26 protein-coding genes are annotated in these 22237 nt (G+C 63.0%); 15 read left to right on the top strand and 11 right to left on the bottom strand.

What is annotated here, in order from left to right:
• The first annotated feature begins 134 nt into the window (after window positions 1-134).
• The 7 genes from AC6JAC_RS11145 to AC6JAC_RS11115 all read left to right on the top strand — a co-directional run bounded on the left by AC6JAC_RS11145 (window position 135) and on the right by AC6JAC_RS11115 (window position 6387).
• Window positions 135-2525 (top strand): ATP-binding cassette domain-containing protein, encoded by a 2391-nt coding sequence (locus AC6JAC_RS11145; protein WP_028269191.1) that lies wholly within the window; start codon window positions 135-137, stop codon window positions 2523-2525.
• A gap of 44 nt (window positions 2526-2569) precedes the next feature.
• The gene (locus AC6JAC_RS11140; RefSeq protein ID WP_028269190.1) at window positions 2570-3076 is read left to right on the top strand and encodes an HIT family protein; all 507 of its coding nucleotides are present in this window, start codon (window positions 2570-2572) and stop codon (window positions 3074-3076) included.
• A 247-nt stretch (window positions 3077-3323) separates the two neighbouring features.
• Window positions 3324-3878, top strand: a complete 555-nt coding sequence (locus AC6JAC_RS11135) for a site-specific integrase (protein ID WP_231510982.1) — start codon at window positions 3324-3326, stop codon at window positions 3876-3878.
• Entirely contained in the window at window positions 3821-4237 is a 417-nt protein-coding gene (locus AC6JAC_RS11130) for a DUF2750 domain-containing protein (RefSeq protein ID WP_231510981.1), read from the top strand. The genes AC6JAC_RS11135 and AC6JAC_RS11130 overlap by 58 nt, the downstream gene beginning before the upstream one ends.
• Window positions 4238-4622: 385 nt before the next feature.
• Window positions 4623-5084: a hypothetical protein gene (locus tag AC6JAC_RS11125; RefSeq protein WP_156037035.1), complete on the top strand. Its 462-nt coding sequence runs from the start codon at window positions 4623-4625 to the stop codon at window positions 5082-5084.
• Window positions 5085-5222: 138 nt separating this feature from the next.
• Window positions 5223-5780: a cutinase family protein gene (locus AC6JAC_RS11120; protein WP_197024870.1), complete on the top strand. Its 558-nt coding sequence runs from the start codon at window positions 5223-5225 to the stop codon at window positions 5778-5780.
• 49 nt (window positions 5781-5829) lie between these two features.
• Complete coding sequence (locus tag AC6JAC_RS11115) at window positions 5830-6387, top strand: PxKF domain-containing protein (RefSeq protein ID WP_028269187.1); 558 nt, start codon at window positions 5830-5832, stop codon at window positions 6385-6387.
• A 179-nt stretch (window positions 6388-6566) separates the two neighbouring features.
• Here AC6JAC_RS11115 and AC6JAC_RS11110 read toward each other — a convergent pair whose 3' ends face one another.
• The 3 genes from AC6JAC_RS11110 to AC6JAC_RS11100 all read right to left on the bottom strand — a co-directional run bounded on the left by AC6JAC_RS11110 (window position 6567) and on the right by AC6JAC_RS11100 (window position 7844).
• On the bottom strand, window positions 6567-6905 hold the full coding sequence (locus tag AC6JAC_RS11110; protein ID WP_028269186.1) for a hypothetical protein: 339 nt from the start codon (window positions 6903-6905) through the stop codon (window positions 6567-6569).
• Window positions 6906-6949: 44 nt separating this feature from the next.
• Entirely contained in the window at window positions 6950-7261 is a 312-nt protein-coding gene (locus tag AC6JAC_RS11105) for an antibiotic biosynthesis monooxygenase family protein (RefSeq protein WP_231510980.1), read from the bottom strand.
• A gap of 106 nt (window positions 7262-7367) precedes the next feature.
• A complete protein-coding gene (locus tag AC6JAC_RS11100; protein ID WP_028269184.1) occupies window positions 7368-7844 on the bottom strand; it encodes a VOC family protein in 477 nt (158 codons plus the stop codon).
• A 136-nt stretch (window positions 7845-7980) separates the two neighbouring features.
• On the opposite strand from AC6JAC_RS11100, the gene AC6JAC_RS11095 reads away from it, so the two are divergent.
• Entirely contained in the window at window positions 7981-8613 is a 633-nt protein-coding gene (locus AC6JAC_RS11095; RefSeq protein ID WP_028269183.1) for a LysE family translocator, read from the top strand.
• A 21-nt stretch (window positions 8614-8634) separates the two neighbouring features.
• On the opposite strand, the gene AC6JAC_RS11090 is transcribed toward AC6JAC_RS11095, so the two are convergent.
• The gene (locus AC6JAC_RS11090) at window positions 8635-9003 is read right to left on the bottom strand and encodes a VOC family protein (RefSeq protein WP_028269182.1); all 369 of its coding nucleotides are present in this window, start codon (window positions 9001-9003) and stop codon (window positions 8635-8637) included.
• A 128-nt stretch (window positions 9004-9131) separates the two neighbouring features.
• On the opposite strand from AC6JAC_RS11090, the gene AC6JAC_RS11085 reads away from it, so the two are divergent.
• Both AC6JAC_RS11085 and AC6JAC_RS11080 read left to right on the top strand, forming a co-directional pair.
• Entirely contained in the window at window positions 9132-9548 is a 417-nt protein-coding gene (locus tag AC6JAC_RS11085) for a DUF3054 domain-containing protein (RefSeq protein WP_028269181.1), read from the top strand.
• 80 nt (window positions 9549-9628) lie between these two features.
• Window positions 9629-9910 (top strand): Lrp/AsnC family transcriptional regulator, encoded by a 282-nt coding sequence (locus AC6JAC_RS11080; RefSeq protein WP_028269180.1) that lies wholly within the window; start codon window positions 9629-9631, stop codon window positions 9908-9910.
• A 13-nt stretch (window positions 9911-9923) separates the two neighbouring features.
• Here AC6JAC_RS11080 and trpD read toward each other — a convergent pair whose 3' ends face one another.
• A complete protein-coding gene (gene trpD, locus AC6JAC_RS11075) occupies window positions 9924-10982 on the bottom strand; it encodes an anthranilate phosphoribosyltransferase (protein WP_028269179.1) in 1059 nt (352 codons plus the stop codon).
• A gap of 148 nt (window positions 10983-11130) precedes the next feature.
• Here trpD and ctaE point away from each other — a divergent pair, with 148 nt between their 5' ends.
• From ctaE to qcrB, 4 genes are all read left to right on the top strand, one after another.
• Window positions 11131-11769 carry an aa3-type cytochrome oxidase subunit III gene (gene ctaE / locus AC6JAC_RS11070; protein ID WP_011692053.1) on the top strand — a complete coding sequence of 213 codons (639 nt, stop codon included), beginning with the start codon at window positions 11131-11133 and terminating at the stop codon, window positions 11767-11769.
• Window positions 11770-11856: 87 nt separating this feature from the next.
• Entirely contained in the window at window positions 11857-12645 is a 789-nt protein-coding gene (gene qcrC, locus AC6JAC_RS11065) for a cytochrome bc1 complex diheme cytochrome c subunit (protein WP_028269177.1), read from the top strand.
• Between the two features lie 99 nt (window positions 12646-12744).
• Window positions 12745-13815 carry a cytochrome bc1 complex Rieske iron-sulfur subunit gene (qcrA, locus tag AC6JAC_RS11060; RefSeq protein WP_028269176.1) on the top strand — a complete coding sequence of 357 codons (1071 nt, stop codon included), beginning with the start codon at window positions 12745-12747 and terminating at the stop codon, window positions 13813-13815.
• Window positions 13793-15469, top strand: a complete 1677-nt coding sequence (gene qcrB, locus AC6JAC_RS11055; protein WP_028269175.1) for a cytochrome bc1 complex cytochrome b subunit — start codon at window positions 13793-13795, stop codon at window positions 15467-15469. The genes qcrA and qcrB overlap by 23 nt, the downstream gene beginning before the upstream one ends.
• Window positions 15470-15591: 122 nt before the next feature.
• On the opposite strand, the gene AC6JAC_RS11050 is transcribed toward qcrB, so the two are convergent.
• Window positions 15592-16386 (bottom strand): GntR family transcriptional regulator, encoded by a 795-nt coding sequence (locus tag AC6JAC_RS11050; RefSeq protein ID WP_028269174.1) that lies wholly within the window; start codon window positions 16384-16386, stop codon window positions 15592-15594.
• Between the two features lie 124 nt (window positions 16387-16510).
• On the opposite strand from AC6JAC_RS11050, the gene AC6JAC_RS11045 reads away from it, so the two are divergent.
• Window positions 16511-16840, top strand: a complete 330-nt coding sequence (locus AC6JAC_RS11045) for an HPr family phosphocarrier protein (RefSeq protein WP_231510978.1) — start codon at window positions 16511-16513, stop codon at window positions 16838-16840.
• Between the two features lie 133 nt (window positions 16841-16973).
• Here the strand turns inward: AC6JAC_RS11045 and AC6JAC_RS11040 are convergent, their stop codons facing one another.
• From AC6JAC_RS11040 to AC6JAC_RS11020, 5 genes are all read right to left on the bottom strand, one after another.
• Window positions 16974-17375 (bottom strand): cytochrome c oxidase subunit 4, encoded by a 402-nt coding sequence (locus AC6JAC_RS11040; RefSeq protein WP_028269172.1) that lies wholly within the window; start codon window positions 17373-17375, stop codon window positions 16974-16976.
• Window positions 17372-19099, bottom strand: coding sequence for an aa3-type cytochrome oxidase subunit I (gene ctaD / locus AC6JAC_RS11035; RefSeq protein WP_028269171.1), 1728 nt, complete (start codon window positions 19097-19099; stop codon window positions 17372-17374). Before ctaD ends, AC6JAC_RS11040 begins: the two co-directional genes overlap by 4 nt.
• A 10-nt stretch (window positions 19100-19109) precedes the next feature.
• Window positions 19110-19982 carry an aa3-type cytochrome oxidase subunit II gene (ctaC, locus tag AC6JAC_RS11030; RefSeq protein ID WP_028269170.1) on the bottom strand — a complete coding sequence of 291 codons (873 nt, stop codon included), beginning with the start codon at window positions 19980-19982 and terminating at the stop codon, window positions 19110-19112.
• 186 nt (window positions 19983-20168) lie between these two features.
• A complete protein-coding gene (locus AC6JAC_RS11025) occupies window positions 20169-20558 on the bottom strand; it encodes a HesB/IscA family protein (protein ID WP_011692062.1) in 390 nt (129 codons plus the stop codon).
• Window positions 20559-20756: 198 nt separating this feature from the next.
• Window positions 20757-22187, bottom strand: a complete 1431-nt coding sequence (locus tag AC6JAC_RS11020; protein ID WP_028269169.1) for a dipeptidase — start codon at window positions 22185-22187, stop codon at window positions 20757-20759.
• Window positions 22188-22237: the final 50 nt, after the last annotated feature.

Raw genomic sequence — 22237 nt, 5'->3', positions numbered from 1 at the left:
AGCTTTCGCCTTAAGACAATGGTGGTTACCATACGGTAGGAAGCCCGGCGGGCTCCTCGGAGCTGGTTAGATTGAGCCAGGTGACCGCCCGGCGAATGCCCCGCAGGCGGCCCCGATGAGCAGATGGAGACACGATGACCATGGCCACCACGTCGGACCCGCAGTTGTCCGCGCTGCATGTAGCCGACACCCATGACCTGATCCGTGTGCAGGGCGCACGGGAGAACAACCTCAAGGACATCAGCCTGGAGCTCCCGAAGCGCCGCCTGACGGTTTTCACGGGCGTCTCAGGATCGGGCAAGAGCTCACTGGTCTTCGCCACAATCGCCGCCGAGTCGCAGCGGATGATCAATGAAACCTACAGCGCGTTCGTGCAGGGCTTCATGCCCAACCTGGCGCGGCCCGACGTCGACTTCCTCGAGGGCCTGACCACCGCCATCATCGTGGACCAGGAGCGGATGGGCGCGAACCCGAGGTCCACAGTCGGAACGGCCACCGACGCCAACGCAATGCTGCGGATCCTCTTCAGCCGCCTGGGCAGCCCGTACGTTGGCCCGCCCACGGCTTACTCCTTCAACGTGCCCACCCGCAAGGCAAGCGGCGTTATGTCCACCGACCGGGGCGGCCGCGTCGAGAAGAGCGTCGTCAGCCAGGCCGTGTACCTGGGCGGCATGTGCCCGCGTTGCGAAGGCATGGGCAACGTCAGCGACATCGACCTCACTGCTTTGTACGACGAAAACAAGACCCTCAGCGACGGCGCCCTCACGGTTCCCGGCTACTCGATGGACGGCTGGTACGGCCGGCTGTTCGAGGGAGTCGGCCTGCCCATGGACAAGCCGATCTCCAAGTTCACCAAGAAGCAGCTCGACACGATGCTGTACGCCGAGCCCACCAAGATCAAGGTCGAGGGCATCAACCTCACCTACGAGGGGATCATCCCCAAGATGCAGAAGTCGATGCTGTCCAAGGACCCCGAGGCGATGCAGCCGCATGTGCGCCGGTTCGTCGAGCGGGCGGTGACGTTCCAGACGTGCCCCGACTGCAACGGCACGCGGCTGACCAGGGACGTCCTGACCTCGAAGATCCAGGGCAAGAACATCGCCGAACTCTGCGAGATGCAGATCACCGACCTTGCCGACTGGATCCGTGACCTCAACGAGCCCTCGGTGGCACCCCTGCTCAAGGGGCTGCAGCACCTGCTCGATTCCTTCGCTGAAATCGGCCTCGGCTACCTCTCACTCAACCGGCCGGCCGGAACGCTGTCCGGGGGAGAGGCCCAGCGGACCAAGATGATCCGCCACCTGGGCTCGTCGCTGACCGACGTCACCTATGTCTTCGACGAACCGACGATCGGCCTGCATCCGCACGACATCCAGCGCATGAACCGGCTCCTGCTGCAGCTGCGCGACAAGGGCAACACCGTGCTGGTAGTCGAGCACAAGCCGGAGACGATCGCCATCGCGGACCACGTCGTCGACCTGGGGCCGGGCGCAGGCACGGCCGGCGGAACGCTTTGTTTCGAAGGAACCGTCGAGGGGCTGCGGGGGAGCGACACGATCACCGGACGCCACTTGGACGACCGGGCGGTCCTGAAGGACACCCTGCGTGCGTCTGCCGGCAAACTCGAGGTCCGCGGCGCATCGAAGCACAACCTCCAGGACGTGGACGTCGATGTCCCGCTTGGCGTGCTCTGTGTCGTCACGGGCGTTGCCGGCTCCGGGAAGAGCTCACTGATCCACGGCTCTGTTGCCGGCCGCGACGGCGTGGTGGTCATAGACCAGGCAGCCATCAAGGGCTCGCGCCGCAGCAACCCCGCTACCTACACAGGCCTGCTCGAGCCGGTCCGGAAGGCGTTCGCCAAGGCCAACGGCGTCAAGCCGGCCCTGTTTAGCTCGAATTCTGAGGGGGCCTGTCCCGCCTGCAACGGCGCGGGTGTCATCTTCACCGAACTCGGCGTCATGGCCACGGTCGAGTCGCCCTGCGAGGACTGCGAAGGCCGGCGGTTCCAGGCATCCGTCCTGGAATACACCCTGGGCGGCCGGAACATCGCGGAGGTGCTGGAGATGCCGGTGACCGAGGCGACGGCGTTCTTCGATTCCGACGACGCGAAGGTCCCGGCTGCCCATAAGATCCTCGCGCGGCTTTCCGACGTCGGGCTCGGTTACCTCAGCCTGGGACAGCCGCTCACCACGCTGTCCGGCGGCGAGCGGCAGCGGCTGAAGCTGGCCGTCCAGATGGCCGAGCAGGGCGACGTGTACGTCCTCGACGAACCGACCACCGGCCTCCACCTGGCCGATGTCCAGCAGCTGCTGGGTTTGCTGGACAGGCTTGTCGACTCCGGCAAGTCGGTCATCGTGATCGAACACCATCAGGCAGTCATGGCGCACGCTGACTGGATTATCGACATCGGCCCGGGCGCCGGGCACGACGGCGGCAGGATCGTTTTCGAGGGAACGCCGGCGGAACTCGTCGCGGGCCGTTCGACGCTGACCGGTGAGCACCTCGCGGCCTACGTGGGAAGGTGAGCGGCCCGCATGGGCTGGCTCTGAATTCATCCCCAGGGTCAGCCATGGAGTCATGGAAGAACGACCGGGTGGGGTCGGCGATCGCAGGGGAGAATCCCACCGTTATGGCACACCTTAGTGGCGGCTTTGCGGTAATAGGTGACGTCCAGTGGCTCCCTGGTTACTCGGTGCTGATCACAGACCGGGTCTGCGTAGACCGCCTCACTGATCTGCCTCGTGCCGAACGCACAGCATATTTGAGCAGCGTCGACATTTTGGCCGAAGCCGTTGAGATCGCGTGCGCGAAATTGGACTCGGCGTTCCTTCGCGTCAATATCGAGATCCTCGGGAACACCGATCCATTCCTGCACGCGCATATCTGGCCGCGGTACCAATGGGAACCACCTCAATTGCGGACCAAACCGGTGTGGCTATACCCGGGCAGCAACTGGTCAGACCCGGCTGCCGCGCTCAGCTCCGCACACGATCCCTACAGGTCCGCAATCACAAGGAAAATCCGGGAACTCGCCTCCAAGATGCGCCCGGCAAATGTCCGGAAAACCCCACCATGAGCCAGCCACTTCCAGCCTTAGGTAAACGCCGATAATCTACATTATGTAAAGTAAAGCAATGATTATTGCATCTGATGCACGATCACCCCTCCTCCGCCCATTGCCACCCTGTACCGCATCTCTTGTAGTAGAAATAAGCCCGTGACCTGCGGAAACGCCGTGCGAATGGCCAGCCGGAGGTACTGCCGCTGGCCGACGGCCCCACCAGTGCACCAACATCACCATCGGATTCCGACAGGCCAAGACCGTGCCAGTTCTCACCCAGGGTCAGCGGCTCGCCATGCTCAAAGCCTGCCTCACAGAGGACGTCGACACCCTGCCCTATAGGGTCGCCGCCACTCTCCTACTGCTCTACGCCCAGCCAGTCGTGAAGATCGCCGCCATGAAAAGCACCGACGTGATCCTCACGTCAGATGGCCTGCGTCTGTCACTCGGCGACGGAGATCCAGCGCCCGTGCCCGAACCTTTCGCCTCACTGCTCGCAGAACACCTGGCAGCACGCCCCAACATGCGCACAGGCATCAGCTCAGGCAGCGAATGGCTGTTCCCCGGATACCGGCCCGGGCAGCACATCCACCCCAACACGCTCATGATTCGTCTCAGAGAAGTCGGCATCGATCTCCTGGGTGCACGCAACGCATCCCTTCGCGCGCTCGTGAAGGAAGTGCCCGCCCCGCTCGTGGCCGAAATGCTCGGCTACAGCTACCAAGTCACTCAGAAGCACGCCGCAGCAGCGGCGAGTCCGTGGGCGAACTATGCGCCGGAACGGCCAGCGCCAGATTCTGGAAAGATGTCTTCGTGAGCACCAGCGCCGCGCACGCAAGCGCGTTCTATAGCGAGATTCTCCACCATCAAGAAGTGTGGACTGTTCGTGACGCAAATGGCTTCCCGGCACCCGCTGGACCCGACGGTCAGAGAAGCATGCCTTTTTGGTCCCGTCCTAGCCGTGTCGAGCGAATCGTGGCTTCGGTTCCTGACTACCGCGACTTCGACGTAGTATCACTGCCGCTACAGCAATGGAGGTCGAACTGGCTCCCGGGCCTCCAGGGCGATGGCATTTTGGTTGGATTGAATTGGTCTGGCACCCGTGCCACCGGGTTTGACGTATCCCCTGACGCCGTCCTGGAAGCTCTTGCTTTTCTGGAGAGAGCTGAGGATTGAGTCTGATTAGTTCGAAAACGAATAATCACCGAACCCGATTGCAGAATATGCAGATTAGGACCCCGTGATTCGCCCCTCCCCATCCAACCGATAAGTGCAGTTCCCGCGTATGAGAAAGCCGATGTTGCATCTGATGCATCCAATGGGGCCTCGCCAAATGCGCGGACTCCGAGGCCTTCATCTCCTAACGTGCCCAAACTTTCAAGACCTGCTCCTTCCGGGCGGCCCTTCGAGAGACATCCCCTATCACTATCTGAGCGTCCTCCTGTATCCCGATGCGGAAGAATGTACCCCCCTTTGTGTCGCTGACACGGCGGGCGGATGCAGGTACGATGCGTTCAGCACTGACGGCAGTTGATCAGGGATCAGTGCATGCACTGATGGCTTGGGGAACACAGTGAAGCGGATTGTCGCAATTGTCCTGGCGGCGGTACTGGTCGTGGGGCCTGTTGCGTTCTTCGTAATCCGGTCCGCAGAGGACAAGGTCACCGACGATATGCTTTCCCGCGCCGGACGCTTCGCCATCCCGTCGGACTGGAAGCTGACCGACGAGACTGTCCGCCCGGAGCGGTTCATGTGCATCAGTACGAACCCATGCCCCAGCCTCTCCCGTCGCTGGGATACCGGGAAAGAGCTCACCGATGACGACATCAAGGCAGTGTTCTCCGGGCTTGGTTTCGAGATGAAGTCGGAAGGACCGTGCAGGCGACAGTCCAACGTCATCGGCAGCAGCCCTATCTGCATTTTGAGTGGAAGCGATGGCGAGTTCGAGTACTCCTTCAACGTCTTTAGCCCTGCCCCAGGGGCACCTCAGCGTGTAGCCCTGGCCGCTGAGCAAGCGCCCTGAAGCTTGGGAAATCTTTAGGATTCTTTATCTAGTCACTGGATAAACTAGCCGGCACTCTGAGACCATTCAGGCCGCGTCGGTTGCCTTGAGCCGCCGAACAAGGCGGCAATTCCGTTCAGTAACCGTGGGGGTAATACTGTGCGCTCAAAAACTCCTTTCCACCTGACCGTTCCAGGTCTGGCTGCTGCCATCGCCGCAGTCACGCTGACGGTTCCGCCAGCTTCCGCCGCGGATCCTGTCGCTGATGCCTGCGCAACGGTCGAAACAGTGTTCGCTAGGGGATCAGGACAGGATCCAGGCGACCCTGAAGCCAACAACTTCCAGTTAGAGATCAAGGAGCGACTTACCCCTACAGCGACTATCCACCAGTACGAACTCGGCGATGGAGGCATCGACGGGTACTCCTACCCTGCTGTTCCCGTCGGCATGGACAAGGGCCTGGAATCCCTGTGGAACACTGTCGGGGCAGGGATTACCGGCGGTGGCGGGTCCACCTACGGCGACAGCGTCACCGAAGGTGTTGACGAGTTGAATGCCTATCTTGGCAAGCGCGCAGCCGCCTGCCCGGACGCCCTTTTCGTGCTCGGCGGTTGCTCCCAAGGTGCCCAGGTCGTGGGCGAGGCTGGTCGCCAACGCCTCGGCGCTTCTTCACATCGGCAAGTCCCCCGCTTGACGGCTATCCCACAGCTCCGCTGAACGTCACTGCCACACCGTCGCTGACGCCGGCGATGTCAGCAGCGTCCAAGTGACGTGGGAATCCTCCGACCCGCTGGTGAACCGGAGGGTCCTCACCGTCGACGGCATCCCTGGCAGACTGGTGGACGCCAGCGTGCGGACGGCAACAATCACCGACGTGCGCCGGACCGAAGATGTTGAGATCGGAGTGATCGGTTTCACCGAGGGCGGCGGAATGGGGCTGCCGACAAGGGTGATTCTTCCCGCCAGGAGCGGCTTTGCCATCAGCGGGTTCCTGGCGCCGGTCGATCCAGCACCGGCAGTGAACGTCATAACGGCAGGGCGGTCGGTGCCGATGAAGTTCAGCCTGGGCGGAGATTTCGGGCTGAACATCCTTCAGGCAGGCTCGCCAACCTCCGTTCCGGTCACCTGTGACACGGGCGCACCCGTTGCGGAGGTTGAGACGATAACAACTGCCGGTTCGAGCAGCCTCTCCTACGACGCTGCCAGCGGGACGTACAGCTACGTCTGGAAAACAGATAAGGCGTGGGCCGACTCCTGCCGGATGTTCCAGCTGGTCCTGACGGACGGAACCAAGCACACAGCCGTCTGCAAATACCGCAGCTGACCCTAGCTAAATCGGGCGCCCCGTACCTCTCCGGCGCGGGGCGCCTTTGTGCCTATACCTCTGCGCGGCAAGAGCCTCGCGCCCCAGCCCAGCGGAGTCACGACACGGTTCTGTCAGCGCCGGGATCAGTACTAGAACGAATATGCACGGTTACCAGTAAGAGAAAATCGCCGGACCCCTCAGACTGTGCGTTCGTCGACGATCCGGTCTATTTCGTCGTCGTCAGGGCACGGCTGATCATCGATGGGACATGGCCCCGGTCCCAGTGGCCGCCCAAAGACTTCCATGCACATCGAGCACAGGATCTGCGGATCACGGGCAATCGTCATCTCCGGTTCCTCATAGCCGCACATTGCCCGCCGCCAGTCCAGATCCCGGCAGCAGACAATGTGGACCACTTCGTCGGGATCCTCGCTCCAGTCGTACTTGACCTTCCAGGCCGGAGCGCGGCGCGTTTCAGTCGCCCCGCCCTCGGCCAGCGTCGCAGGCTTTGCAGCATCGCCCTTCGTTTCCGTCATCGCGGTCCCCCTCCGTTGATGTTGGGCAGGAATCCCTCCTGCGCTCAACCGATGCTTGCGGCCTCGTCCAGGGTGTGTGGTTGAAAGTGTTCCAGCAACCCGCGCATGGCTTCATATCCTTGCGTGAAGGCATCCGAGGCGCGCCATATTTCAACCTGCTCCAGCGATTCCCACGGGCCCGTGCTGATGAACCTGTTCGGAACGTCGCGGTCGTGCATCAGGACGGCTTTTGCCCCCGGGAAATCCTCCTGTGTCTTCCTGGCAAGATCCCGCCAGGCCTGCACAAAGTCATTTTCCCTGCCGGGCTTCACCAGCCAGATTCCGAGAGTGTAAACAGACATCGCGAATGCCTCCATTCAGGTCAGGGTAGGTATTCCCGATTATCGTCCGGCAGTCCCGGGCCGGGTAGGGCCGGATGGCACGTGGCCCACTCCCCTGCCCGCTCCCCTGTGCCGGGCCCGCTCAGGTTCCGTCGTAAGCGGCCTGGAGTTCGGCGATCTCAAGCTTCCGCATGCCCAGCATCGCCTGCATGGCCCGCTGCGAACCGTCAGGATCAGGGCCGCCCAGCAGCTGGCCCAGGACGGACGGCACCACCTGCCAGGACACTCCGAATTTGTCCTTCAGCCAGCCGCACTGGCTTTCGGTGCCGCCCGCCGTCAGCGCGGACCAGTAGCGGTCCACTTCTTCCTGCGAGGAGCAGTCGATCACGAAGGAAACAGCTTCGTTGAACGTGAAGGCCGGTCCCCCGTTGAGCGCCAGGAATTTCCGGCCCTCGATTTCGAACTCAACGGTCATGGCCTGGCCCGCGGGTCCGGGTCCGCCCTCGCCGTAACGCGCCACATTGAGGATTTTGGAGCCGTCGAAGACCGAGACGTAAAAGTCGGCGGCCTCCTCGGCCCGGGCATCAAACCACAGGCAGGTGGTGATCTTCTGGGTCACGGTGTTCCCTCATTTCGGTGGCAGCGCCGGAACGGATTCCCGACGGCGACGCGTCAGTCGCGTTGTGAGCCTAGCCGTGCGTGATGCCCGGCACAATGGCCCGTCAGCGCCTGGCCGTGCCCGGTTATCATCGAGTATGTCCGTCGCTGACGCCCTCCTCCAGTTCGCCCTCGTGGCTGCCCTGCTGACCATAATTCCCGGGCTGGACACCGTCCTGGTGCTGCGCACGGCAATCAGCAACGGCCGCGCTCCTGCATTTGCTACGGCGGCGGGGATCTGCACCGGCACCATCGCCTGGGGAGTGGCCGCGGCATTCGGGGCGTCCGCGTTGCTGGCGGCTTCGGAGGCGGCCTTCACGATGCTGAAGGTTGCCGGCGCCTGCTACATGGCGTGGCTGGGGGTTTCAATGTTCATCAGGACTTTCAGGGGCGGCCCGGCACTGCCATCGGCATCGTCGCAGGGCGGCCCGGGCGCCAGGAGCGCCTGGCTGGCGGGCGTCACCACCAGCCTGCTGAATCCCAAAGTCGGCGTCTTCTACATGGCCATGATCCCGCAGTTCCTGCCCCAGGACGTGCCGCCCCTGCTCATGGGGGTGCTCCTCCCCCTCGTCCATAACGTCGAGGGCATGCTTTGGTTCGCGGGCATCATTGTTGCCACGCAGTATGCCCGGCGCTGGCTGCAGTCCCCTACGGCGGGCAAAGCCACTGACCGCATCGCCGGCGTCGTACTTGTGGCATTTGCGGCGAAAATCGCGGCCAGCAAGGCCTGATTCTTCCATGGAAACCAAACGCTAGTGCGGCAGCTGGCTGACCAGTCCGACGGTATTGCCCTCACTGTCGCGGATGAAGGCCATCCACTCGTCGGTCCCGGCGGGGCCCAGCCGGTCATCCGTGTGGCTGAAGATCACACCGGGTTCAGAAACGATTTCCACTCCCCTGCTCCGGAGCCGCGCCACCGAGTCCCTGACATCGGGCACCGCCAGGTACACCAAAGCCGACGGCGCTCCGGACTCGAGCAGTAGCCGGACGCCGTCAAGGTCAAAGAACAGCAGACCGGGCGGGTCGAATACGGCACGAGCCTCCGCGCCGAGCAGCGCGGCATAGAATTCCGCGGCCCGGTGGAGGTCGCTGGCATGTTGCGCGATCTGGACAAGTCTCATGCTGCCGTCCGGGGTTAGCTGGCGGTGACGAAATACGGTGAAGGGAACGGATCCCCGGTCACAGTGTACGGCCGGCCCGGGAGCCCGTCAGGTCGAACCGGCCGGAAACCGGAACTACTGTTGGAGACATGCCTTCCCGCACCAATCCACGCCCCGTCCGCCCTGCCGCAAGAAATGCCGTGCTCCTCGCCGCCCTTGCCGATGCCGTCCTCATCCTGGCCTTTGCCGCCATTGGCAGGGACGCCCACCAGCGCGGAGACGTGATCATCGGGGTCTTCCTGACCGCCTGGCCGTTCCTGGCAGGCGCGGCCATCGCCTGGCTTGCGATGCGCCTGTGGCGTGCGCCGCTGCGCATCTGGCCCGCGGGCGTAACAGTGTGGCTCGGCGCCGTCGTTCTGGGCATGGCGCTGCGGGCAGTGACCGGGCAAACAGTGGTCCTGCCATTCATCGTCGTTGCACTGCTGAGCCTGGGCACATTCCTTGTTGGCTACCGCCTGATCGTGGCCGGATTCCGGCGGCTGGCGGGGCGCCGGCAGCACAGCTGAAGCACCCCGGATGTACTAGGCTGGCACCAACAGCAACGCCTGCCGTTACCGCAACGGCGCACCCATCCGAAAGGTCAAGAGTGATCACCGCATTCGTCCTGATCAAGACAGACGCCTCCCGCATTCCGGAGACGGCAGAGGAAATTTCGGCGATTCCGGGCATTAGCGAGGTCTACTCGGTAACCGGGGAATGGGACCTGATCGCCGTCGCCCGGGTGGCGAAGCACGACGAACTGGCGGACGTTATCGCGGACAAGCTCTCGAAGGTTCCCGCGGTGGTGCACACCACAACGCACATCGCATTCCGCGCCTACTCCCAGCACGACCTGGACGCCGCCTTCGCGCTGGGCTTCGAGCAGTAGGCCCGGCGCCTTCCTAGCCCTGGGTAAGGGCAACCCACTTTTCCAGCACGGCTGCTGCGGCACCTGAGTCAATCGACTCTTCCGCACGCTTCAGTGCAGCCGCCATCCGGTCGGCCAGCGGACCTTCGGCATGGACGTCGAACGCCACCAGCCCGGCCGCGGCATTCAGCAGGACGGCGTCACGTGCCGGACCTGCCTCCCCGCGCAAAACAGCACGGACGACGGCGGCATTTGCCGTGGCGTCGCCGCCACGAAGCTCCTCCACCGTTGCGGGACGGATTCCCAGAACCTGCGGATCGAACGTCTGCTCGATCACTTCACCGTGCCTGATCTCCCAGACAGTCGACGGCCCGGTCGTTGTCATCTCATCCAGGCCGTCGCTTCCCCGGAAGACCAGTCCGCGGCTGCCGCGCTTGGCCAGCACGCCGGCAACCAGCGGCGCCATCCGGGCGTTGGCCACGCCAACCGCCGAGGCCTGAACCCTTGCCGGGTTGGTCAGCGGGCCCAGGAAGTTGAACGCCGTGGGGATGGCAAGTTCGCGCCGGGGTACCGCTGTGTGCCGAAACGACGGATGGAACACCTGGGCGAAGCAGAAAGTGATGCCCGCCTCTTCGGCGTTTCGGGCCACGCGATCAATGGGAAGGTCCAATCGGACGCCGAGCGCCTCCAGCACATCCGCTGAACCCGATGACGACGACGACGCACGGTTGCCGTGTTTGACCACCTTCGCGCCGGCTCCCGCGCAGACGAGGGCGGCCATGGTGGATATGTTCACTGTGTTCAGCTGGTCACCGCCGGTGCCCACAATGTCGAGCTTCTCGCCCCCGATATCGATGGGGTTTGCGTGGTCCAGCATGGCTTCGACCAGTCCGGCGATCTCATCCACCGTCTCGCCTTTAGCCCGCAGCGCCACCAGGAATCCGGCGATCTGCGCCGGGCTGGCCTCACCGGACATGATGGTGTCCATGGCCCATTCCGTGTTCCCGGCCGTCAGGTCCGTACCGTTGATCAGTGCCGAAATGAGCCGGGGCCAGGTGTTGCCGGCCGCCTGTGCAGATGCCTGTGAAGTCACCTCCTGATGCTATCGAGGCACCTGCCCCGATGACCAATGTGAACCGGTCCGGGAACTTTTCCGCGCGAATTCGCGTCTTTGTAGAAAAAGTCCGCGCAAAAGGCGGTTTGCGTTGGGCAGGAGGAACTTTTACAGACATAATGTCTATGTGACATCTGCGACCCATGCCCCCAGTACCCCGGCGCACCCGACGCTGAACCGCCCGAATATGGTTTCCGTAGGAACCGTTGTCTGGCTGTCCAGTGAGTTGATGTTCTTCGCCGGTCTCTTCGCCATGTACTTCACACTCCGTTCGACGTCCGGACAGATGTGGGCTGAAGAGACAGCCAAGCTCAACTTCCCCTTTGCGCTCGTAAACACGATCGTCCTCGTGGCAAGTTCTTTCACTTGCCAGATGGGCGTCTTCGCCGCTGAGCGGCTCCAGCCGCGCCGCGCCGGCGGCCCCCTTGCATTCACGCGTTGGGGGATGAACGAATGGTTCACCCTCACGTTCATCATGGGTGCCTTCTTCGTTGCCGGCCAGGCGACCGAATACGCCATGCTCGTCTCGGAGCATGTGTCGCTCTCGTCGAATGCATACGGCTCGGCCTTCTACATGACCACCGGCTTCCACGGCCTGCACGTCATCGGCGGCCTCATCGCCTTCCTCTTTATCATTGGCCGTTCGTTCGCCGCCAAGAAGTTTGGTCACTTCGAAGCCACGTCCGCGATCGTCACCTCGTACTATTGGCACTTTGTCGACGTCGTGTGGATCGGCCTCTTCCTGGTCATCTACGTCCTCAGGTAGCCCCGACTTGACTCTTTTTCTACAAGAGGCAGAATTTCAAGAAGCGGCTCCCGGAGCCGACGCACGATCGAAAAAAGGAACCACCACGTGAAGGCACTCTCGCAGAAGCGACGTCACCCACTGGCAGCCATTGCGCTGCTGCTGATGGGCCTCCTCCTCACTGGTGGGCTGTACGCCGTTGCCACCACCGTCAACGAGGCCAAGGCTTCCACCACCAGCTTCAGTGCCAATGACACTGAAGAAGGCGGGAAGCTTTTTGCCGCTAACTGCGCCACCTGCCACGGCATGGGTGCGAGCGGAACCAAGGACGGACCCTCACTTGTAGGCGTCGGTGCTGCCGCCGTTGACTTCCAGGTAGGCACCGGGCGCATGCCCATGCAGATGAATGGCCCGCAGGCTTACAAGAAGCCCGCACAGTTCAACGACGAACAGACCCACCAGCTGTCCGCTTACGTCGCTTCGCTCGGACCCGGTCCGTCCATCCCCGAAGAGGGCCTTCTCGATGCCCAGGGCAACGCTGCCGAAGGTGGCGAGCTGTTCCGGGTGAACTGCGCGATGTGCCACAACGCAGCGGCCGCCGGCGGCGCGCTCACGCGGGGCAAGTTCGCTCCTGCCCTCGCAGATGTATCCGAAAAGCACATCTACGAGGCCATGGTTACCGGTCCGCAGAACATGCCGGTCTTCAACGACGCAAACGTCACCCCTGAAGGCAAGCGCGACATCATTACCTTCCTGAAGCAGATCGAAGCCAACGGTTCACCCGGCGGAGCCGATCTCGGCGCCCTGGGCCCGGTTTCTGAAGGCCTGTTTGTCTGGATCGCCGGCCTGGGCGTCATTATCGCCTTCACCATCTGGCTGACCTCCCGGACGTCCTAGCAACGTCCGCAACTGTAAGAACTCCTGCTGACGAGTCAGCAGTATGGAATTGAAAACTAACCCGGCACCTGCCGGGACGAGAGAAGGATGAGGCGAATTATGGGCAACCATAGTGACGGCAGTCCGAACCACTCGGGCACCGTAGCTACGGCTGGTCAGAATGAGGTGGAGAAGTTCCAGGATCCTGGAATTCCCCCGCATCGTTTGCGCCTGGCTGACACGGACCCGAAGGCCGCAAAGCGTGCAGAACGGCAGGTTGCCGTCCTCTTCGGCAGCTCAGTCGTGGGCACCGTGATCTTCCTGGTGGCGTACTTCGCCATCGATCTTGGACCCGACTCCACGATCGCCACCATCCGGCTGCAGAATGCCCTGCTGGGCATTGGCACCGCCTTTGCCATGCTTGGCATCGGCACCGGCATCGTCCACTGGGCCAAGGCCCTTATGCCGGACCATGAAGTATCCGAAGAGCGCCATGCCATCCGCACCGAGGACGACCGCCAGGCGGCTGTCCGCATCGTTGATGACATCGTCGAAGAAACCGGAATCAAGCGCCGGCCGCTGATCCGCAACACACTCCTCGGCGCCGTGGCGCTGGCTCCGCTGCCCGCACTGGCCATCTTCGGCGACCTCGGTCCCCGCCCTGACGACAAGCTTGCACACACCATGTGGGCCCCGCAGGAAGGCAAGCTCAAGCGCCTCACCCGCGACCCGGACGGCACGCCCATCAAGGCCTCTGACGTCACGATCGGCTCTGCTTTCCACGTGATTCCGGAAGGCCTGAACGAACTCCACGAGGGCAAGCTGAACGAAAAGGCCAAGGCCGTCGTCCTGCTCATGCGCCTGAACCCCGAGTCCCTCAAGCCCTCCGCGGGCCGCGAGGACTGGAGCTACAACGGCATCGTTGCCTACTCGAAGATCTGCACCCATGTTGGTTGCCCTGTTGCCCTTTACGAGCAGCAGACCCACCACCTGCTGTGCCCGTGCCACCAGTCAACCTTCGACCTGACTCAGGAATGCAAGGTTATCTTTGGCCCGGCAAGCCGGCCTCTCCCCCAGCTGCCCATCGCAGTTGACGCCGAGGGCTACCTGGTCGCTACGAGCGACTTCAAAGAACCCGTAGGACCGAGTTACTGGGAGCGTGATGAGCATGAGCGCAACATCAACAGCTAATGCCCCCGCCTTCGTCGCCAAAACCAAAGGCGGCCGCATTACCGACTTCGTTGACCAGCGCGTTGGCGGTTCGGGAATTCTCCGTGAGTTCGGCCGCAAGGTCTTTCCGGACCACTGGTCGTTCATGTTTGGCGAAGTTGCCCTGTACTCCTTCGTCATCCTGCTGCTCTCCGGCACCTTCCTGACATTTTTCTTCGATCCGTCCATGGCGGAGACGCACTACGACGGTTCGTACACTCCGCTGAAGAACGTCGAAATGTCCGTTGCCTACAGCTCTTCGCTGGATATCTCCTTTGATGTTCGCGGCGGTCTGTTCATGCGCCAGGTGCACCACTGGGCAGCACTGCTGTTCGTGGCCTCCGTATCCGTGCACATGCTGCGCGTCTTCTTCACCGGAGCGTTCCGGAAGCCCCGCGAACTGAACTGGGTGGTGGGCGGTGTCCTGCTCATCCTCTCCATGGCAGCAGGCTTCACCGGCTACTCACTCCCCGATGACCTGCTCTCCGGCAACGGCCTGCGGATTATCGACGGCGTCATCAAGTCGATCCCCGTCATCGGTACCTACATCTCGTTCTTCCTCTTTGGCGGCGAGTTCCCCGGTACTGTCATCATCAGCCGGCTCTACATGCTGCACATCCTCCTGGTTCCGGCCCTGATCCTGCTGATGATCGTCATCCACCTGTTCATGGTGGTTGTTCACAAGCACACCCAGTACCCCGGCCCGGGCCGCAACGACGGCAACGTCGTCGGCTACCCCCTCGGCCCCGTTTACGCGGCCAAGGCCGGCGGCTTCTTCTTCATCGTGTTCGGTGTCGTCGCGCTCATGGCAGCGTTCTTCACCATCAACCCGATCTGGAACTACGGCCCGTACGACCCCTCACCGGTTTCGGCAGGCACGCAGCCTGACTGGTACATCGGCTGGGTGGACGGTGCGCTCCGCCTCATGCCGGGCGTCATTGGAGACTTCCACTTCGAGTACGTCATCTTCGGCCAGGTCCTGACCTTGAACGTACTGCTCCCGGCACTGGTTCCCGCCGGTCTGGTCTTCACGGCACTGTTCATGTACCCGTGGATCGAACGCTGGATCACCAAGGACGACCGCGAGCACCACGTCCTGGACCGCCCGCGCAACGCTCCCACCCGCACCGCCATCGGCATGGCCGGCTTCACGTTCTACTGCGTGATGTGGGCCGCAGCCAGCTCCGACCTCATCGCCACGCACTTCCATGTGGCACTGAACGACGTCACGTACTGGCTGCGGGCGCTGTTCTTCATCGGCCCGGTCATCGCTTTCATTGTGACCAAGCGTGTGGCACTCGCCCTCCAGCGCAAGGACCGCGAAATCGCCCTGCACGGCCGTGAAACCGGACGTATCGTGCGCCTGCCGCACGGTGAGTTCATTGAGGTCCACGCACCGCTGGACGACTACAAGCGCTACAAGCTGGTTGGCTTCGAGTCACCGGTACCGCTGCCCGCGGTTCCGAACGAACACGGCGTAGTAACCCGCAAGGAAAAACGCCGCGCAGCGCTCTCCCGCTTCTTCTTCGAAGACAGGGTTGCTCCGGCCTCCCCGGCTGAGCTCGAGGCGGCCCATGGCCACCACGGCCAGCACGAAGTCGAATCGGCCGAGGCACAGAAGACTCTGAGCCACTAGGGCGAAATTGCAACAGAAGAGGCCCGGTCCGCAAGGACCGGGCCTCTTCTGTGTTCCCGGGCCTCTCCTTTGTTCCCTGGGGCTGTGTTCCCTAGGGGTGTGTTCCCTGGGGGGTGTGTTCCCTAGGGGTTCCGGTAGCCGGAGGCGTAGTTGCGGGTAGGCCGCACGCCCGGACGCTGCAGCGGGACCCACAGCTTGTAGCGGTCTGCCCGGTAGTACGACACGGAGTAGTCCACCATCGAACGGGCAACAAAGGCGTGCCGCTGTATTTTGAGCAGCGGGGATCCCACCTCGACATTAAGCAGCCTTGCCGTGGACGGTGACGCTGCCGTGGCCTCAATCATGTCCTCGCCCCACTCCATGACCAGCCCGAAGCGTTCGCTCAGCACGTTGTACAGCGACGTCGGCGGTTCACCGTCAAGCAGCCCCGGCACGCGATGCGCGGGAATGAAGTTCTCATCCACGCTCATGGGCTCACTGTCGGCCAGGAGGAGGCGCCGGAACCGCACCAGGGGTGTTCCCTCATCCAGCTGGAGTTCACGGGCAAGGAAGGCACTCGCGCTGATCTGTTCGAAGCTCAGCACCTTCGCTGCGGGCACCATGCCGCGGCGCTGCATTTCCTCACTGTAGGACGTGAGCTTGACCTGGAGGTCCAGCTTTGGTTTCCGGACGAACGTCCCGAGACCCACGACCCGTTCGATGACTTCCTCGCCGACAAGGGCGTCAATGGCCTGGCGAACCGTCATCCGGGCCAAGCCGAAGCGTTCGGCAAGGTCGCGTTCCGAAGGCAGCGAGGACCCGGGCGGGCACGACGCCGCGATGTGGGCCCTCAGGAGCTCCCGCAGCTGGACGTAGATGGGTGTCCCGCTGGTGCGGTCGATCTCCCCCACCATCCTGCTCGCATCAGAGGCCGGCATGGCAGCGTTTCACATCAACATTCATGCTTTAAGGGTAGGGCACCGGCAGGGCAGGTCTAGACCACCGCTTCAACGGTTTCAGTGACTCCGTCCGCCGCGGCTACGCTTGTCCAGGAATGAAATCATGACGGACGAAGCCCGTCGGAACAAAGGAGTCCTGTTGCCAGTGCGCAAGGCGATCGTTCAATCACCAATAGGCCTGCACGCACGGCCGGCCGCCGTCTTCGTCCGGGCCGTCACCGATTCCGGGCTGCCGGTCCGCATCGGAAAAAAGGGCATCGTGCCCGTGGACGCCCGGTCCCTGCTCGAGGTGATGACAGCCGACTTCTACTGCGGCTGTGAAGTGGAACTGTCGGTTGACCCTGATGCGCTCCCCGCCCGCTACAGCGTCGAATCCGCCGAGGCTGCACTGGAAGGCCTGACACTCCTGCTGGAGGCTGACGCGGCCGCCTAAGGGCTTTACAGGACCTCTCGACCGGGCAGTCCGCGGACGGCTATCCCGAGACCGCTGCCCGGCAAGACGACAAAACGACGACGGCCCCACCAAATGGTGGGGCCGCCGTCGTTGTCAGTACAGGCTGTAGGACCTAGTGCGCGTGGTCTCCGCGGCTGTATTCGTAAACCCAGCCAACGAGGGCGACGACTGCCAGGCCACCGGCAATGAAGGTGACCCAGAAACCGATCGCCAGGCCGAGGAAACCGCCCGCGCAGGAGAGGCCCAGGACCAGCGGCCACCAGCTCCAGGGGCTGAAGTGGCCCTGCTCGCCGGCACCTTCGTGGATCTCTGCGTCGTTACGGTCTTCCGGACGCATTCCCACGCGCCTGCCGGTGAACCCGAGGTACGCACCGATCATGCCGGCCAGGCCGCCCACAAGCAGGACGCCGAGGATGCCGACCCATTCAGTCCAGTTGGTCAGGAATCCGTACACCACGGAGACCGGCACGAAGAAGAAGACTCCGGCTCCAAAAATCCATGATTCGATCTTCACTTGGCGGTGTCCTTCTGATCTGCGTTGCCGAGCACGGCTGCTGCCGGTGCCGGTGACTCAACGGTGTGCGACTGTGCGAGCTCCGGGTGATGGAGGTCCAAGGCCGGACGCTCCGAGCGGATGCGGGGCAGCGAGGTGAAGTTGTGCCGCGGCGGCGGGCACGAGGTGGCCCACTCGAGGGAAGCACCGAAGCCCCAGGGGTCATCCACCTCTACCCGTTCGTTGCTGCGCCAGGTGATGTACACGTTCCAGAAGAACGGGATCAGCGAGGCGCCCAGCACGAACGAGGAAATGGTGGAGAACTGGTTCATCCAGGTGAAGTTGTCCTGCGGCATGTAGTCCGCGTAACGGCGCGGCATGCCTTCAACGCCCAGCCAGTGCTGGATCAGGAAGGTGCCGTGGAAGCCGAGGAACAGGAGCCAGAAGTGGATCTTGCCCAGGCGCTCGTTGAGCATCTTGCCGGTCCATTTCGGCCACCAGAAGTAGAAGCCGGCGAACATGGCGAACACCACGGTGCCGAACACGACGTAGTGGAAGTGCGCCACCACGAAGTAGGAATCCGAGACGTGGAAGTCAAGCGGCGGTGAAGCCAGGATGATGCCGGTCAGGCCACCGAACAGGAAGGTGGCCAGGAAGCCGATGCTCCAGAGCATGGGGGTTTCGAACGTGATCGACCCCCGCCACATGGTGCCGATCCAGTTGAAGAATTTCACGCCGGTGGGCACTGCGATCAGCATGGTCATGAAGGAGAAGAACGGCAGGAGCACCGAGCCGGTCACGTACATGTGGTGGGCCCACACGGTGACGGACAGCGCCGCGATGGCAATCGTTGCGTAGACAAGGCCCTTGTAGCCGAAGATCGGCTTGCGGCTGAAGACCGGGAAGATCTCGGAGACGATGCCGAAGAACGGCAGCGCGATGATGTACACCTCGGGGTGGCCGAAGAACCAGAACAGGTGCTGCCAGAGGACGGCACCGCCGTTTTCGGGGTCGAAGATGTGTGCTCCGAAGCGGCGGTCGGCACCGAGTGCGAACAGGGCAGCTGCCAGCGGCGGGAACGCCATCAGCACCAGGATGGCCGTCACCAGGGTGTTCCAGGTGAAGATCGGCATGCGCCACATGGTCATGCCGGGGGCACGCATGCAGATGATGGTGGTGATGAAGTTGACCGCACCCAGGATGGTGCCGAAGCCGGAGAGCGCGAGGCCGAAGACCCAGAGGTCACCGCCGACGCCGGGGCTGAAGGTCGTGTTGGACAGCGGCGCGTAGGCGAACCAGCCGAACGACGCGGCACCCTGCGGCGTGATGAAGCCGGAAACGGCGATCGTGGAGCCGAAGAGGAAGAACCAGAAGGCCAGTGCGTTCAGCCGCGGGAAGGCGACGTCGGGTGCACCGATCTGGAGCGGCATGATCACGTTGGCGAAGCCCGCGAACAGCGGAGTCGCGAACATCAGCAGCATGACCGTTCCGTGCATGGTGAACAGCTGGTTGTACTGCTCTTTGGTCTGCAGGATCTGCATGCCGGGCTCGAACAGCTCGGCACGGATCAGCAGGGCCATAACGCCGCCGAAGCAGAAGAACACGAAGGACGCGATCAGGTACATGTACCCGATGGTCTTGTGGTCGGTCGAAGTGATCCAGTTGACGACGATGCGTCCCTTGGACTTCGGAACAACGGGCGCCCCAAGGCTCCCGACAGGTGCGGATTGAGTGTAAGTAGCCACGTCGCTCCCCTTACTTAATTTCGTTCAGGTTCGGGTTGCGGTCGTACTCTTCGCCGAGCAGGCCGGTGTTGCCGTCCTGGCGCAACTGGTCCATGTGGGCCTGGAACTCCGATTCGGAGACAACCTTCACGCGGAACAGCATTTCGGAGTGGTATTCGCCGCAGAGTTCGGCACACTTGCCGTCATAGGTCCCCTCTTTGGTGGGGGTAAACCTGATGTAGTTGGTCTTGCCGGGGATCATGTCGCGCTTCTGCAGGAAGGCGGGCACCCAGAAAGAGTGGATAACATCGCGGGAGTTCAGCTCCAGGTCAACAGACTTGTTGACGGGGAGGTACAGGGTGGGCAGCTTTTCCTTGTCCACTTCAGCGCCGGTCAGGTGCGCCTGGACGCCGGCTTCGTGCACGTCTTCGGTGACGACGTCGCCCTGCTTGTAGTTGAAGTCCCAGGCCCACTGCTTGCCGCGGACGTCCACAACGACGTCGGCGGGCTTTGAGCGGTCATCAATCGCCTGCTGGTCGCGGTCGGTGAAGTAGAAGAACACCAGCACCATGAAGAGCGGGATGGTCAGGTAGAAGACCTCAAGGGGGAGGTTGAAGCTGGTCTGCCGCGGGAAACCGACGGTGCCCTTGCGGCGCCGGTAGGCGACGATGCACCAGACCATGAGTCCCCAGGTAATGATGCCGACGACCAAGGCGGCAATCCATGAGTTGACCCAGAGGTCCATGATGCGGTCAGTGTGATTGGTGGTGCCACGCTCGGTGGGCAACCAGCCTCTCTGTACCTCTGGTGAACATCCAGTCAATGCCAACGCGCCGGCTAGTGCCAAGCCAGTGATCGTAGTGATCTGTTTGCGTCGGCTGCCGGTTCGGTTCTGCGAACTCACAGACGGCCCTTCCTACTTGTTGCTGTTGCCCGGGCCGTAGATGGCTCCCCGGGCACACTAAAAGTTTTACTACTCGATGTAGAGCTTACCGCTCCCCGGGGGTTTTCGCTCACATGTCGGCACCGTGCGTCGGCACCGGTTTCCACCGGTGCCGAGAGCAAGCTGTCATGGGGCAAAAGAGCCGGGTTAGTGGAAAGAATCACCGCAGGCGCAGGAGCCGCCGGCATTGGGGTTATCGATGGTGAAGCCCTGCTTCGAGATGGTGTCCTCGAAGTCGATGCTGGCGCCGCTCAGGTACGGGACGCTCATCTTGTCCACAACGACTTCGACGCCGTCGTAGTCGCGCACAGCGTCTCCGTCCAGCAGCCGCTCGTCAAAGTAGAGCTGGTAAATCAGGCCGGAGCAACCGCCCGGCTGGACTGCAACCCGCAGGCGCAGGTCGGTGCGGCCTTCCTGCTCCAGGAGGCTGCGGACCTTGCCGGCAGCGACGTCGGTCAGCTTGACCTCGTGCGTGGGCAACTCTTCGCTTGCGGTGCCTGTGGCTGCGGCGCTGTTTTCATTGGTTGTAGTGCTCATTGGCCTACCTTCTTACGACGGTGGTGGCGACTCGGCTTGCGCGTTGCCCGCCCCTACGGAAACGGTATGGGCTATAGCTACATGCTACGTCGATCCTGCGTGTAGCTCTAACTCCTGACGTAACCGTGGCCATACCCTGAATGTTCCCTGACGGCTCCGTAACCGCCAGGGAACATCAGCGCTGCGCAGCGGCCGGCGTCAGGCAAGACCCTCACGGTTGAGACGTGCCAGCAGGAGCGCTTCGGCCACAACGGCATTGCGGAAGTCCTCCAGGTGCAGCGACTCGTTGGCACTGTGCGCCCTGGAATCGGGATCCTCGACGCCGGTAACCAGGATCTGAACGTCCGGGTACACCTCCGTCAGGTCGGCAATAAAGGGAATCGAACCCCCGATGCCCATCTCCACTGCCGGAACGCCCCAGGCTTCACCGAGGGCCCACATCGCCATTCCTGCGGCGGCGGAATCCGTGTCGGTCAGGAAGGAGTTGCCGCTCTCCCCCGGCGTGAACACCACCTTTGCGCCGAACGGCGCATTGGCTTCAACATGGTTGCGCACGGCCTCCATGGCATCGGCCGGATCCTGGCCCGGCGCCAGCCGCATGCTGAACTTAGCGCGCGCCCGCGGGAGGAGCGTGTTGGACGCCACATCCACGGCGGGAGCGTCGAAGCCAATGATGGACAGGGCAGGCTTGGTCCACAGCCGGGAGGCGATGGTTCCGCTGCCGGCGAGGCGGACGCCGTCCAGCACGGACGCGTCGGCCCGGTATTCCGCTTCCGTGAGGTCGACGGAAACGTCGTCCCTGCTGACCAGGCCCTTCACGGCAACGTTACCTTCGTCGTCGTGCAGTGTGGCGATCAGCCGGGAGAGCAGCGTCGGCGCATCCAGGACCGCACCGCCGAACATTCCGGAATGGACGGCGTGCTCCAGCACCTGCACCTCGATGGTCCCGTCGACCAGGCCGCGCAGGCTGGTGGTGAGCGCGGGAATGCCTACCTTCCAGTTGCTGGAGTCCGCCACTACGATGACGTCGGCGCGCAGCAGTTCGCGGTGGGTTTCCAGGAACGTGCGGAAGGTGGGCGAGCCGGCTTCTTCCTCGCCCTCGAAGAAGAACGTCACGCCAAGGCCCAGTTCGTCGGCCAGCACTTCGGTGACAGCGGCGTAGGCGGCAATATGGGCCATGATGCCGGCCTTGTCATCGGCGGCACCCCGGCCGTACAGGCGTCCGTCGCGCTCGACGGCGGTAAACGGTTCGGTCTCCCACAATGCCAGGTCCCCGGTCGGCTGAACGTCGTGGTGGGCGTAGAGCAGGATCGTCGGCTTACCTTCGGCAGCAGCCCGCCGGGCTACTACAGCCGGTCCGCCCGGAGTGCCGTCCTCTTTATTGCAGCGCAGGATCCGGACGTCCTCGATCCCCGCGGCGCGCACCAGCTCCGCAACAGCCTCCGCACTGCGGTCCAGCGGGGCGGGATCGAAGCTCGGCCAGGCGATACCCGGGAGCCTCACAAGGTCCTTCAGCTGTTCAACAGTGGTATCGAAAGACTCGTGTACGGTCCGGCGCAGGGCATCGACGTCGATCCCGTCGAATCCTGCGCTGATTTTTTGCGGGGTCCCCGCCGGTGATGAAGTCATGGCCAAAACCCTACCTGTGTCCGTGACCACAGGAAACACTCCCGGACCGG

Source organism: Arthrobacter sp. KUASC02 (assembly GCF_059739395.1).
This window is presented reverse-complemented; position numbering and strand designations above follow the sequence as displayed.

Coding starts and splice junctions, on each gene's coding strand:
- AC6JAC_RS11145 (WP_028269191.1), top strand. CDS start 135: ATGACCATGGCCACCACGTCGGACCCGCAGTTGTCCGCGCTGCATGTA.
- AC6JAC_RS11140 (WP_028269190.1), top strand. CDS start 2,570: ATGGAGTCATGGAAGAACGACCGGGTGGGGTCGGCGATCGCAGGGGAG.
- AC6JAC_RS11110 (WP_028269186.1), bottom strand. CDS start 6,905: ATGACGGAAACGAAGGGCGATGCTGCAAAGCCTGCGACGCTGGCCGAG.
- AC6JAC_RS11105 (WP_231510980.1), bottom strand. CDS start 7,261: ATGGAGGCATTCGCGATGTCTGTTTACACTCTCGGAATCTGGCTGGTG.
- AC6JAC_RS11095 (WP_028269183.1), top strand. CDS start 7,981: ATGTCCGTCGCTGACGCCCTCCTCCAGTTCGCCCTCGTGGCTGCCCTG.
- AC6JAC_RS11090 (WP_028269182.1), bottom strand. CDS start 9,003: ATGAGACTTGTCCAGATCGCGCAACATGCCAGCGACCTCCACCGGGCC.
- AC6JAC_RS11085 (WP_028269181.1), top strand. CDS start 9,132: ATGCCTTCCCGCACCAATCCACGCCCCGTCCGCCCTGCCGCAAGAAAT.
- qcrA (WP_028269176.1), top strand. CDS start 12,745: ATGGGCAACCATAGTGACGGCAGTCCGAACCACTCGGGCACCGTAGCT.
- qcrB (WP_028269175.1), top strand. CDS start 13,793: ATGAGCGCAACATCAACAGCTAATGCCCCCGCCTTCGTCGCCAAAACC.
- AC6JAC_RS11050 (WP_028269174.1), bottom strand. CDS start 16,386: ATGCCGGCCTCTGATGCGAGCAGGATGGTGGGGGAGATCGACCGCACC.
- AC6JAC_RS11045 (WP_231510978.1), top strand. CDS start 16,511: ATGACGGACGAAGCCCGTCGGAACAAAGGAGTCCTGTTGCCAGTGCGC.
- AC6JAC_RS11025 (WP_011692062.1), bottom strand. CDS start 20,558: ATGAGCACTACAACCAATGAAAACAGCGCCGCAGCCACAGGCACCGCA.
- AC6JAC_RS11020 (WP_028269169.1), bottom strand. CDS start 22,187: ATGACTTCATCACCGGCGGGGACCCCGCAAAAAATCAGCGCAGGATTC.